We start from the raw sequence: 11,666 nt of genomic DNA, 5'->3' as shown, positions 1-11,666 counted from the left end.
GCCCGCCCTCCCGCTTCTCTCTCCCTCTCTCCTCGGCGGGGGGCGCCGGGCCCTTATTCCACAGGGTCGCCAGCGCTGGCGACCCTTTTTCATGCGCTTTGACGCGCGTATGATCATGCACACCCCAAACGAATCGGCGTAGACATCATGCAAGCCCGCTCCCCCACAGCAGTCAAAAAAGGCCGGCTTTCTTTATCCATAGACCAAGGGCTATTGGATCGTCTTGAGCCGTACAAGCAACAAGTCGATTTTTCTGCCCATGCAGAACAACTGCTCGTTCGACTGCTGGATCAACTTGAGAATCGCACTTGGGCGGAACGTAATGCCGATGCTCTGGAAGCACACGGGAAGAACATCGCAGAAACAGGTTTGGCTGGCGCTGAATTCGATCGAATCTGAGACCGTGGCTCAATTCGATATCTGGTTTCTGTGCAGAGCGCATCTTTGGCGGCCTAATCCATTAGGTCGTCATACCGGCGAAGGCCGGTATCCAGCAATAGTAATAGGCCGCAAAGCGGACAAAACCATGATGTTGTCCCACTTGCGTGGGAAATTTGTTGATTAGCTGGATTCCGGCCTTCGCCGGAATGACGTAGTTGTGCTATTGGCTGCTCCGGGTTTAGGCCATAGCACCTCTTCCAATGGGGTCAAAGCTTGTATTTCGCCCCTGTTTCCAGTACCTTGCGCCCCTCGCTAGGGGTCTGCCGGATGGCAGTGAGACACACCCTTTGAACCTGTACGGGTCATGCCGTCGTAGGGAAGCATCCTTCCGGTGCTTCTTGCAATTTCAGGAGTACCACAATGAACGCACCCGAATTCCTTTCCTCCACCGCCCACGTTGACGCAGCCGCCATCAAGCCGCTGCCGAACTCGCGCAAGATCTACGTGCAAGGTTCGCGCCCCGACATCCGCGTGCCGATGCGCGAGATCACGCTGAGCGACACGCACCTGAACAACGGCGTGGAGAAGAACCCGCCGATCTACGTCTACGACTGCTCCGGCCCCTATACCGACCCGGAAGTGAAGATCGACATCCGCTCCGGTCTGGAAGAACTGCGCGCACCATGGATTGCCGAGCGCGGCGACACTGAAGAATTGCCGCGCCTGAGTTCCGACTACGGCCAGCAACGTCTGGGCGACCCGGCATTGGCCGACATGCGCTTCAACCTCAAGCACACACCGCGCCGCGCCAAGCCGGGCAAGAACGTGACGCAGATGCACTACGCGCGTCAGGGCATCATCACGCCGGAGATGGAATACATCGCCATCCGCGAGAATCAGAAACGCGACGGCCTTTCCGAGATGATGTTGCAACAGCATCCCGGCGAGAACTTCGGCAAGGCCATGCCGAAAGAGATCACGCCCGAATTCGTACGTAGCGAAGTCGCCGCAGGACGTGCCGTGATCACCACCAACATCAACCACCCCGAGTGCGAACCGATGATCATCGGCCGCAACTTCCTGGTGAAGATCAACGCCAACATCGGCAACTCCGCGCTGGGTTCCAGCATCCAGGAAGAAGTCGAGAAGATGACCTGGGCCATCCGCTGGGGCGGCGACACCGTGATGGATCTGTCCACCGGCAAGAACATCCACGAGACGCGCGAATGGATCATCCGCAACTCGCCTGTGCCCATCGGCACCGTGCCGATCTATCAGGCGCTGGAGAAGGTGAACGGCAAGGCCGAAGACCTGACCTGGGAGATCTTCAAGGACACGCTGATCGAGCAGGCCGAACAAGGCGTGGACTACTTCACCATCCACGCCGGCGTGCTGCTGCGCTACATCCCCATGACCGCCAAGCGCATGACCGGCATCGTCTCGCGCGGCGGCTCCATCATGGCGAAGTGGTGCCTTGCGCACCACCAGGAAAACTTCCTCTACACGCACTTCGAAGAGATCTGCGAAATCATGAAGGCGTATGACGTGACCTTCTCGCTCGGCGACGGCCTGCGCCCCGGCTCGGTGTATGACGCCAACGACGAAGCGCAACTCGGCGAACTGAAGACGCTGGGCGAACTCACCCAGATCGCGTGGAAGCACGACGTGCAAGTGATGATCGAAGGCCCCGGCCATGTGCCCATGCATATGATCAAAGAGAACATGGAGCTGCAACTGAAGTGGTGCCACGAAGCGCCCTTCTACACGCTCGGCCCCCTGACGCAAGACATCGCCCCCGGCTACGACCACATCACCAGCGCCATCGGCGCGGCGCTGATCGGCTGGTTCGGCACCGCCATGCTCTGCTACGTCACACCCAAGGAGCACCTCGGCCTGCCCAACAAAGCCGACGTGAAGGAAGGCATCATCACCTACAAGATCGCCGCCCACGCCGCCGACCTCGCCAAGGGTCACCCCGGCGCGCAGATCCGCGACAACGCCATGAGCAAAGCGCGCTTCGAATTCCGCTGGGAAGACCAGTTCAACATCGGCCTCGACCCCGACCGCGCGCGCGAATTCCACGACGAAACCCTGCCCAAGGAATCCGCCAAGGTCGCCCACTTCTGCTCCATGTGCGGCCCGCAGTTCTGCTCGATGAAGATCAGCCAGGACGTGCGCGACTTCGCCGCTGCGCAGGGCATCGCCGAGGCTGAGGCCCTAGCGAAAGGGATGGAAGTGAAGTCGGTGGAGTTTGTGAAACAGGGGGCCGAGGTTTATCACAAGGCTTGAGTCGTTCTGCACTCAGTCAAACAAACGGGCCGCATTGCGGCCCGTTTCCTTTAATTCAACCTATTACAATGCTCAACATGAACTGCCGCCCCTCCTGCGCCGCATGCTGCATCGCGCCTTCCATCACCTCCCCGCTACCCGGCATGCCGCATGGCAAGCCTGCCGGTATGCCATGCGTGCAACTTGATGATGCGATGCGTTGCAAGGTATTCGGCTCGCCTAATCGCCCTGCTTTCTGTGGCGGGCTGCAACCTTCGGCCGAGATGTGCGGTGATTCGCGTGAGCATGCGCTGGCATGGTTATCGCAGCTGGAACGGGCGACGCAGCCGGTATAATCGGGCCATGCAACAACCCTCCCCTGTTCCCGACGAAGTCACCGCCGAGTCTCCTTGTATCGGTCATTGCACCACGGTGCTGGGCGATGATGTGTGCCGCAGTTGCTTGCGCACTTTCGATGAAGTCTGCCGCTGGCTGGAGATGAACGAGGAGGAGCGGCGGGCGGTGAACTGGCGCATCGCCAAGCTAACCAACGGGAGGCTCTACCCTTCGCGTGACTGACATGGTTCATCCTTCACCTCTCAGGACGAACATATTTTTAGAAACTACTGGATTCCCGCGTGCGCGGGAATGACGAGACTTTATGGATATTGCTCTGCTTTTGAAGGCCGCCATCCTCGGTGTGGTGGAGGGTTTGACCGAGTTCTTGCCGATCTCTTCGACCGGGCACTTGATCATCCTCGGCGATCTGCTCGGTTACAACGACGAGACGAGCAAGGTGTTCAAGATCGTGATTCAGCTGGCAGCGATTTTGGCGGTGTGCTGGGATTATCGCGAGCGTTTGATGCGCACGATGCACGGCGTCAAGACAGATCCTGTCGAACAGCGTTTTGTGGGGTTGTTGTTCGTGGCTTTTCTGCCGGCGGCGGTGTTGGGCTTGATGTTCCATTCGACCATCAAAGCGCTGTTGTTCAACCCGATCACGGTGGCGACGGCGCTGATTGTGGGCGGCTTTGTCATTCTGTATGTGGAGAAGCGCAATTATCATCCGCGCCTGAATTCGGTGGATGAGATGCGCTGGCCGGATGCGCTGAAGGTGGGCTTTGCGCAGGCGCTGGCGATGATTCCCGGCACGTCGCGTTCGGGGGCGACCATCATGGGCGGTTTGATCTTCGGTCTGTCGCGCAAGACGGCGGCGGAATTCTCCTTCTTCCTCGCGATTCCGACCATGTTCGCGGCGACGGCTTATGACTTGTACAAGAACTGGACGCTGCTGCATGCGGCCGACATTCCGGTGTTCGCGATCGGCTTCGTGTGTTCGTTCATTGCTGCGATGTGGGCGGTGCGCGGTTTCATCAAGTTCATCTCGAATCACACCTTTGTGGTGTTCGCCTGGTATCGAATCGTGTTCGGACTGGTGGTGCTGTTGACGGCGTATACCGGCGCGGTGAGCTGGTCGCATCCGTAAAAAAGCCCGCTTGCGCGGGCTATCTTGCTTTCCGTTCATGCTTCGATCCTTCGGCAAGCTCAGGACAGGCTGAGCTCGGCACGAATGGTTTTCTTCAGCTTTGTTCCCAAGGCAGTCCGGCGGCGCGCCAGCCGTTCTTGGCATTGCGCTGGTTGCTGCCGTTCTTGTCGCCTTCGAAGCCTTCTAGAATGTTGTAGCAATCGGCATAGCCGTTCTGCGTGGCGAGTGCGGCTGCTGCGTGTGAGCGCTGGGCGGTGCGGCACAGGAAGAGCACCAGCGATTCCTTGTCCACTTGCTGTTCCAGCGAGGCCATGAAGTTGGGGTTGGGTTTCATGCCGGGATAGCTCATCCATTCGATCTCGACTGCGCCCGGCACTTTGCCGACCCAATCGATCTCGGCGCGGGTGCGCACGTCCACCAGCTTGGCGCCGGGGGCGCTCTGCCAGATGGTGTTGGCTTCGTCAGGTGTCAGTGCACCCTCGTACGGCAGGCCCAGATCCTTTGCGCGGTTCTGTGCTGTCGTCAATATTTCTGTGATCTTTCCCATATACCCTTGCTTCTGTGTTGTTTAAGGTTCGGTGCGCGAAATGTTATCCTGCGCACTCGCCTGCATACTATCCCAACAGCAATGAAAAATCACACGCACGCACATGGACACGACAAGTCGGCCGCTTTCGAGCCCGCTCATCCCGAGCGCTTCGCTGCGGCACGCAAGAGCACTTGGGTCAGTATCGTAGTCAATCTGTTCCTGACGCTGGCACAGTTGATCGGCGGCTTCTTCGGCAAGTCGCAATCGCTGATGGCGGACGGCCTGCATTCGCTCTCGGACCTGCTGGCGGACATCATGGTGCTGTTCGCGAACCGCCACGGCAACAAACACGCCGACGCGAACCATCCCTACGGCCATGCGCGCATCGAGACGGCCGCTTCGCTGATCCTCGGCGTCAGTCTGGTGGTGGTGGGCGGTGCGCTGCTGATCTCGGCCGGCATGCGCTTGCAACATCCCGAGGAGCTGCATCGCGTGGAGGCGTATACCTTCTGGGTGGCGCTGTTCACGCTGGCCGCGAAGGAGACGCTGTTCCGCTACATGCTGGCTGTCGCGAAGCGCGTGCGTTCGCAGATGCTGGTGGCGAACGCATGGCACGCGCGTTCGGATGCGGCTTCGTCGCTGGTGGTGCTGATCGGCATCTCGGGCAACCTGCTGGGTTATACCTTCCTCGATCTGGTGGCCGCCGCAGTGGTGAGTGTGATGATCGCGTGGATGGGCATCCAGTTCGCGCGCGATGCGATGCTGGAACTGGTGGACACCGGCTTGGAAGCAGAGGAAGTGCGCGCGATCCGCAATACGCTCAAGTCGGTTCCCGGCGTGCTGGGGCTGCACGAGTTGCGCACGCGCAAGATGGCGGACAATGCTTTGGTCGACGCGCACATCATGGTCGATCCCTACGTCAGCGTGTCGGAAGGGCATTACATCGCCGAGGCGGCCCGTGCGGCCGTGCTCAGAAGCCATCATGTGATGGATGTGATGGTGCATATCGACCCTGAGGATGACGTCCAGTCGAAACCGAACGCGCATACGCCGCAGCGCCATCTCTTGCTGGTGCATCTGCATAAACGCCTGGCTCAGGATCTGCCAGCAGACACACGCATCGTGTTGCATTACCTCAATGGCAAGATTGAAGCCGAGTTGCTGCTGCCGGCTACGGCTACCGCGGGCGACCTGCAGGCCAAGTGCGACGCTATCGTCACGGATGACCCGTATTTCAAGCGTATCGATGTCTATCAGGACGCCGCACCAAAATAGTGCGCAGCGGTGTCGGTTTGCCCTGTTTTTGGGCGCGCACGATGCCCGCCATTTCCTTTGAGATATGGCACAATGCTCGCCTGACTGGATATCCGGGGATGGCACAGTTTCTGCTCTTTTCGACCCGTACCAATCAAACGGTTCGCTTTACTGACTTTTGTTTTTAATTTCCTGGGAGATTCAAGTATGTCCAAAACAGCCGCCGACGTTCTGAAGCTGATCAAAGAACAAGGCATCAAATTCGTCGACCTTCGTTTCACCGATACACGCGGTAAAGAACAGCACGTTGGCGTGCCGGTCAGTGCCGTGGACGAGAGCAAGTTCGAAGACGGTCACGCCTTCGACGGTTCTTCCATCGCCGGTTGGAAGGGTATTCAAGCTTCCGACATGCTGTTGATGCTGGATCCAGCTTCCGCTTATGTTGATCCGTTCTTCGACGAGCCGACCCTGGTCATCACTTGTGACGTAATCGAGCCGACAGACGGCAAGGGCTATGACCGCGACCCGCGTTCCATCGCCAAACGCGCTGAAGCCTACCTGAAGTCCACCGGCATCGGCGACACAGCATTCTTCGGTCCGGAACCGGAATTCTTCATCTTCGACTCCGTCGAGTGGAGCGTAAGCATGTCCGGCTGCTCCCTGAAGATCAACTCTGAAGAAGCTGCTTGGTCTACAGGCGAGAAGTTCGAAGGCGGCAACACTGGCCACCGTCCAATGGTCAAGGGTGGCTACTTCCCGGTTCCTCCCGTTGACAGCCTGAACGACATCCGCGCACAAATGTGTCTGTTGCTGGAAGAAGTCGGTATTCCTGTCGAAGTGCATCACCACGAAGTGGCGACTGCCGGCCAGTGCGAGATCGGTACCAAGTTCGACACATTGGTGAAGCGCGCTGACCAGACTCAGACTCTGAAGTACATCGTGCACAACGTTGCGCACCAGTACGGCAAGACTGCGACCTTCATGCCCAAGCCCATCGTTGGCGACAACGGTTCCGGTATGCACGTGCACCAGTCGATCTGGAAAGACGGCAAGAACACCTTCGCGGGTAACGGCTATGCCGGTCTGTCCGAGACAGCGCTTTACTACATCGGCGGCATCATCAAGCACGCCAAGGCACTGAACGCGATCTGCAACCCCGGCACCAACAGCTACAAGCGTCTGGTTCCTCACTACGAAGCACCGGTGAAGATGGCTTACTCCGCCAAGAACCGTTCCGCTTCCATCCGCATCCCGCACGTCGCCAGCGACAAGGCTCGCCGCATCGAGACCCGTTTCCCGGACCCGACAGCGAACCCGTACCTGTGCTTCTCCGCGCTGATGATGGCTGGTCTGGACGGCATCCAGAACAAGATCCACCCTGGCGATCCAGCTGACAAGAACCTGTACGACCTGCCGCCGGAAGAAGATGCAAAGATCCCGACCGTGGCAGCTGGTCTGGACGAGGCATTGGCAGCACTGGACAAGGACCGCGAGTTCCTGACCCGTGGCGGCGTGTTCTCCAGCGACTTCATTGACGCATTCATCGCGTTGAAGATGGACGAAGTGAACAAGATCCGCATGACCACTCATCCGGTCGAGTTCGACATGTACTACAGCATCTAAGTCGCTCCGCGACTTGCTGCAAATAAACGGAGCCCTTGCGGCTCCGTTTGTTTTTGGAGGGCGGTTTGTCTCACCACTATCCTTACCCTATACTCCCCCCATCGAATTTCGAGGACACACCATGAAGCCAACCCGCATGCTGTTGTTGTGCGTCGTGTTCACTGCCAGCACCGCCGCCCACGCGGAGATCTACAAACGCGTCGACAAGGAAGGCCGCGTCACTTATTCCAGCGAGCCGCTCAAGGGCGCACAGAAGCTGAAGCTGGAGCCTTTGCCGACCATGCCCCCGCCCAGAGCGGCTGCCAAAGAACGCAATCGCGAAGTTGGCAGCGAGGAGTCTGCTTTCCCGCGCGTGGACAATGCGACGCAAAAGCGTCGTGACGATAAGCGCCTGCGCATCCTCGAGGACGAGATGGCCAGCGAACGTCAGGCACTGGAAGATGCCCGCACGCAATTGAAAGTGGCCGAAGATACACCGCAGATCTACACCGGCGCAGACGGCAAGACCTACCGCAACATGGCGAAGTACGAAGAGAGCGTGCAAGCCGCGCAGGAGAACGTCCGGATGCATGAGAACAACCTCCGGGCGATACAGACCGAGATCGATAATCTCAAGTGATCTGACGCTGGCATGTTTTCTGCTCTTTGTTTGACATGACCAGCGCCCCGCTCCCCACACTGGACTTTCTGTCGACCGCCGTGATGCTGCTCGACGATCAGTCGCGCATCGCGTATCTGAATCCGGCGGCGGAGCATCTGTTCGCGGTGAGCCACAGCAACCTCGTCGGCCATCCGCTGCAATTCGCATTCACCCACACCGAGCAATTGTTCAGCGCGATCCAATCCGCGCTGGCCAACCGCTCGGCGCACATCGAACATGACCTGCTGCTGGGCACGCATACACATTCGCAGAAACTGCATCTGAGCTGCACTGTCACCACATTGCAGCTGCCGCAATATGCACTGTTGCTCGAATTCCACACCATCGAAAGACCGCTCAAGTTGGCGCGCGAGGAGCAGATGCTCGACCAGACGCAGGCCAATCGCATGCTGTTGCGCAATCTGGCGCACGAGATCAAGAACCCGCTGGGCGGCATCCGCGGTGCGGCGCAATTGCTGGAGCAGGAGCTGGAAAAACCGGCGCTGCGCGAATACACGCAGGTGGTGATCCAGGAGGCGGACCGTTTGCGTTCGCTGATGGAGAATCTGCTCACGCCGCAGCACACGCCCCATTTCAGTGCATTGAATATCCATGAAGTGCTGGAGCGCGTGCGCAGTGTGGTGATGGCCGAGCTGCCCGAGAGTCTGCACATCCAGCGCGACTACGACTTGAGTCTGCCCGATCTCGACGGCGACAAGGCGCTGTTGATCCAGGTGATATTGAACATCGTGCGCAATGCCGCACAGGCGATGCAGGGACAGGGAACGATCATCCTGCGCACGCGCATCTCGCGTCAGGTCACGCTGATGAAGAAGCGCCACCGGCTGGCCATTTCGGTACAGATCATCGATGACGGCCCCGGCATCCCGCATCACCTGCAGGACAAGATCTTCTATCCGCTCGTCTCGGGACGGGCAGACGGACACGGCCTCGGCCTGACGCTGGCGCAGGACTTCGTCAGCCAGCATCAGGGCAGTATCGAATTCGACAGCGAACCGGGGCGGACCTGCTTCACGGTCATGCTGCCGCTCACTTCCATGGAAAAACAATAATGAGCAAACCTGTCTGGATCATCGACGACGACCGTTCCATCCGCTGGGTGCTGGAAAAAGCCCTTGCCCGCGAGGAGATCGAATACAAGAGTTTCGCCTCGGCCGACGAAGCACTGGCCGAGTTGCCGAACAGTCAGCCGCAGATGGTGATCAGCGACATCCGCATGCCGGGCAGTTCCGGCCTGGATCTGTTGCAGACCTTGCGCAACGACTATCCCGCGCTGCCGGTCATCATCATGACCGCGTATTCCGATCTGGAAAGCGCGGTGTCCTCGTTCCAGGGCGGTGCGTTCGAGTATCTGCCCAAGCCATTCGATGTGAACCATGCGGTCGAATTGATCCGCCGCGCGCTGGCACAGAGTCAGCGCAAACAAAGCAACGGCGTCGAGAGTACCGATGCGCCTGACATCCTCGGCCATGCGCCGGCGATGCAGGAAGTGTTCCGCGCCATCGGCCGTCTCGCCCAATCCAATGCCACCGTGCTCATCACCGGCGAATCAGGCACCGGCAAGGAATTGGTGGCACAGGCACTGCATCGGCACAGCCTGCGTGCCGACATGCCTTTCGTCGCGATCAACACCGCCGCCATCCCCAAGGACCTGCTGGAGTCGGAGCTGTTCGGTCACGAGAAAGGCGCGTTCACCGGCGCCAACACCACGCGCCATGGCCGCTTCGAGCAGGCCGAAGGCGGCACGCTGTTCCTCGACGAGATCGGCGACATGCCTGCCGAGTTGCAGACGCGTCTACTGCGCGTGCTGTCGGACGGCAACTACTACCGCGTCGGCGGCCACCAGCCGATCAAAGCCAACGTGCGCATCATCGCGGCCACCCACCAGAATCTGAACGAGCGCGTGAAGCAGGGTCTGTTCCGAGAAGACTTGTTCCACCGTTTGAACGTGATCCGTCTGCGCCTGCCGCCGTTGCGCGAACGCCGCGAGGACATCCCGCTGCTGGCGAAATATTTCCTGCAAAAGAGCGCTAAAGAGTTGGGCGGGGAACAGAAGGTATTGAGCGAAGCCGCGCTGACGTTCCTCTCCGCGCAAGACATCCCCGGCAACGTGCGCCAACTGGAGAACCTGTGTCACTGGCTCACGGTGATGACACCGACCCAGCAAGTGGAGATCGCCGACCTGCCCGCGGAATGGCGTGAGGCATCACCGGCTGCTTCAGCTGGCGGTGATTGGCACACCTTGCTGGCGCAGCAGGCCGCACAGATGCTGCAACGCGGTGAACCCAACATCCTCGATACGCTCACCAAGGAATTCGAACGCACCCTGATCACTCAGGCACTGCAACACACCGGCGGTCGCCGTATCGAAGCATCCACGCTGCTCGGCATGGGCCGCAACACGCTGACGCGCAAGATTCAGGAATTAGGGCTGGATGGTGACGAAGGTAAGGACTAACGCCAAACCTTGCTGATCGGTTCCGCGCGAACGCTCTCGTTCATGCCGGGCAGTCCGTACATCTGCTGGATGGTACGCAACACGTTGTAGTGATCGATACGCTGCGCATATTTCCCCGGCTTGACCATGGGGCCGACGAACAGCGTAACGATGCGATTCCCTTCCGACCCATCGTCCTCGTCGAATGTGACGATGAGCAGGCTGTTGTTGTCCATCGCCCACTGCGCATACCCCTCGATGTTCTGTTTCAACCATGCATCGCCTTGCGCGATGCTGCCGTTGTGCATGTCGTGGCGCTGGTCCGGTATCACCCAGGACACTTCGGGCAATTTCGAGAGATCCTGCGGAAAGGCGGTCAGCGGTTGATTCACTGCTGCGAGTTCCTTCCAGTTCGCCGCAGGGTTATGTTTGCGCATATACGAACCATAACGGCACCCCGGGTAGCCGGCCCTCGGCATCGATTCCGAATAGCTGATGAAGCCCAGCCCTTTTGCCAGCAGCGCACTGGCGAGATTGTCACCGGACAGGTCGAGCGGGCAGGTATTGCTGCCGATGCCGCGTGTGCTGCCGGTGAACAAGGCCAGATAGTTGGGTTGACTGGGATGGGTGATGCCGTACGAATTGGTGAACAGCGCACCGCGTTGCGCCAGCGCGTTGATGTATGGCGCGTCGGGATTGCCGATGATCTTTGACCAGGATTTGTTTTCCTCGATCACGATGACGATATGGTCCGGCCTTGGCAAAGCGGTGGCCTGCACCTGCGCTGCCCCACAAAGCAGGAACAAGCCGGACACGAACCTCATCATCACTTCTGGCCGCCCGATGCAGGCTTCGGCGTTTCGTCCTGCACCTTTTTGCGTGTGCGGTTCTTGCTCGGATCGGCGAAACGGAAACGCCCCGCCAGCACACAACCTTTCATGCCGATGTCGCACGGCTGGTTCAGCACCTTCTGGCACTTGCCGTCTGCCTCGTGAGGGCAACCCCAGCCGCTCATGTCTGGACCCTC

The 11,666-nt window shown here is 59.3% G+C and carries 13 protein-coding genes and 1 riboswitch; of the genes, 10 read left to right on the top strand and 3 right to left on the bottom strand.

Annotated features, from left to right (window positions below; genetic code table 11):
• Positions 1–147 precede the first annotated feature (147 nt).
• From ACYCZ5_RS04515 to ACYCZ5_RS04495, 5 genes are all read left to right on the top strand, one after another.
• Positions 148–399, top strand: coding sequence for a type II toxin-antitoxin system CcdA family antitoxin (locus ACYCZ5_RS04515; protein ID WP_461543584.1), 252 nt, complete (start codon positions 148–150; stop codon positions 397–399).
• A gap of 286 nt (positions 400–685) precedes the next feature.
• A riboswitch (TPP riboswitch) is annotated at positions 686–777 on the top strand.
• A gap of 24 nt (positions 778–801) precedes the next feature.
• Positions 802–2,670, top strand: coding sequence for a phosphomethylpyrimidine synthase ThiC (gene thiC / locus ACYCZ5_RS04510; protein WP_461543583.1), 1,869 nt, complete (start codon positions 802–804; stop codon positions 2,668–2,670).
• Between the two features lie 77 nt (positions 2,671–2,747).
• A complete protein-coding gene (locus ACYCZ5_RS04505) occupies positions 2,748–3,005 on the top strand; it encodes a YkgJ family cysteine cluster protein (RefSeq protein WP_461543582.1) in 258 nt (85 codons plus the stop codon).
• Positions 3,006–3,012: 7 nt separating this feature from the next.
• Complete coding sequence (locus ACYCZ5_RS04500; RefSeq protein WP_461543581.1) at positions 3,013–3,228, top strand: DUF1289 domain-containing protein; 216 nt, start codon at positions 3,013–3,015, stop codon at positions 3,226–3,228.
• Between the two features lie 82 nt (positions 3,229–3,310).
• Complete coding sequence (locus ACYCZ5_RS04495) at positions 3,311–4,135, top strand: undecaprenyl-diphosphate phosphatase (RefSeq protein ID WP_461543580.1); 825 nt, start codon at positions 3,311–3,313, stop codon at positions 4,133–4,135.
• Positions 4,136–4,229: 94 nt separating this feature from the next.
• Here ACYCZ5_RS04495 and ACYCZ5_RS04490 read toward each other — a convergent pair whose 3' ends face one another.
• Entirely contained in the window at positions 4,230–4,682 is a 453-nt protein-coding gene (locus ACYCZ5_RS04490) for a rhodanese-like domain-containing protein (protein ID WP_461543579.1), read from the bottom strand.
• Between the two features lie 81 nt (positions 4,683–4,763).
• Between ACYCZ5_RS04490 and ACYCZ5_RS04485 the strand changes: the two genes are divergently transcribed.
• From ACYCZ5_RS04485 to ntrC, 5 genes are all read left to right on the top strand, one after another.
• Positions 4,764–5,939, top strand: a complete 1,176-nt coding sequence (locus ACYCZ5_RS04485) for a cation diffusion facilitator family transporter (protein WP_461543578.1) — start codon at positions 4,764–4,766, stop codon at positions 5,937–5,939.
• Between the two features lie 186 nt (positions 5,940–6,125).
• Positions 6,126–7,541: a type I glutamate--ammonia ligase gene (gene glnA, locus ACYCZ5_RS04480; RefSeq protein WP_461543577.1), complete on the top strand. Its 1,416-nt coding sequence runs from the start codon at positions 6,126–6,128 to the stop codon at positions 7,539–7,541.
• 121 nt (positions 7,542–7,662) lie between these two features.
• Positions 7,663–8,160 carry a DUF4124 domain-containing protein gene (locus tag ACYCZ5_RS04475; RefSeq protein WP_461543576.1) on the top strand — a complete coding sequence of 166 codons (498 nt, stop codon included), beginning with the start codon at positions 7,663–7,665 and terminating at the stop codon, positions 8,158–8,160.
• Between the two features lie 35 nt (positions 8,161–8,195).
• Positions 8,196–9,254: a nitrogen regulation protein NR(II) gene (gene glnL, locus ACYCZ5_RS04470; protein WP_461543815.1), complete on the top strand. Its 1,059-nt coding sequence runs from the start codon at positions 8,196–8,198 to the stop codon at positions 9,252–9,254.
• On the top strand, positions 9,254–10,660 hold the full coding sequence (ntrC, locus tag ACYCZ5_RS04465; protein ID WP_461543575.1) for a nitrogen regulation protein NR(I): 1,407 nt from the start codon (positions 9,254–9,256) through the stop codon (positions 10,658–10,660). Before glnL ends, ntrC begins: the two co-directional genes overlap by 1 nt.
• Here the strand turns inward: ntrC and ACYCZ5_RS04460 are convergent.
• Positions 10,657–11,466: an alkaline phosphatase family protein gene (locus ACYCZ5_RS04460; protein WP_461543574.1), complete on the bottom strand. Its 810-nt coding sequence runs from the start codon at positions 11,464–11,466 to the stop codon at positions 10,657–10,659. The two genes, ntrC and ACYCZ5_RS04460, sit on opposite strands and share 4 nt — an antisense overlap.
• The gene (locus ACYCZ5_RS04455) at positions 11,466–11,654 is read right to left on the bottom strand and encodes a hypothetical protein (RefSeq protein ID WP_461543573.1); all 189 of its coding nucleotides are present in this window, start codon (positions 11,652–11,654) and stop codon (positions 11,466–11,468) included. Before ACYCZ5_RS04455 ends, ACYCZ5_RS04460 begins: the two co-directional genes overlap by 1 nt.
• Between the last annotated feature and the right edge of the window lie 12 nt (positions 11,655–11,666).

This window comes from Sideroxydans sp., from assembly GCF_054604835.1.
This window is presented reverse-complemented; position numbering and strand designations above follow the sequence as displayed.

What these genes read in the sequence shown, in the direction of transcription:
- ACYCZ5_RS04500 (WP_461543581.1), top strand. Translation starts at nt 3,013, where the DNA reads ATGCAACAACCCTCCCCTGTTCCCGACGAAGTCACCGCCGAGTCTCCT.
- ACYCZ5_RS04505 (WP_461543582.1), top strand. Translation starts at nt 2,748, where the DNA reads ATGAACTGCCGCCCCTCCTGCGCCGCATGCTGCATCGCGCCTTCCATC.
- ACYCZ5_RS04485 (WP_461543578.1), top strand. Translation starts at nt 4,764, where the DNA reads ATGAAAAATCACACGCACGCACATGGACACGACAAGTCGGCCGCTTTC.
- ACYCZ5_RS04460 (WP_461543574.1), bottom strand. Translation starts at nt 11,466, where the DNA reads ATGATGAGGTTCGTGTCCGGCTTGTTCCTGCTTTGTGGGGCAGCGCAG.
- ntrC (WP_461543575.1), top strand. Translation starts at nt 9,254, where the DNA reads ATGAGCAAACCTGTCTGGATCATCGACGACGACCGTTCCATCCGCTGG.
- ACYCZ5_RS04455 (WP_461543573.1), bottom strand. Translation starts at nt 11,654, where the DNA reads ATGAGCGGCTGGGGTTGCCCTCACGAGGCAGACGGCAAGTGCCAGAAG.
- ACYCZ5_RS04515 (WP_461543584.1), top strand. Translation starts at nt 148, where the DNA reads ATGCAAGCCCGCTCCCCCACAGCAGTCAAAAAAGGCCGGCTTTCTTTA.
- ACYCZ5_RS04490 (WP_461543579.1), bottom strand. Translation starts at nt 4,682, where the DNA reads ATGGGAAAGATCACAGAAATATTGACGACAGCACAGAACCGCGCAAAG.
- ACYCZ5_RS04495 (WP_461543580.1), top strand. Translation starts at nt 3,311, where the DNA reads ATGGATATTGCTCTGCTTTTGAAGGCCGCCATCCTCGGTGTGGTGGAG.
- thiC (WP_461543583.1), top strand. Translation starts at nt 802, where the DNA reads ATGAACGCACCCGAATTCCTTTCCTCCACCGCCCACGTTGACGCAGCC.
- ACYCZ5_RS04475 (WP_461543576.1), top strand. Translation starts at nt 7,663, where the DNA reads ATGAAGCCAACCCGCATGCTGTTGTTGTGCGTCGTGTTCACTGCCAGC.
- glnL (WP_461543815.1), top strand. Translation starts at nt 8,196, where the DNA reads ATGACCAGCGCCCCGCTCCCCACACTGGACTTTCTGTCGACCGCCGTG.
- glnA (WP_461543577.1), top strand. Translation starts at nt 6,126, where the DNA reads ATGTCCAAAACAGCCGCCGACGTTCTGAAGCTGATCAAAGAACAAGGC.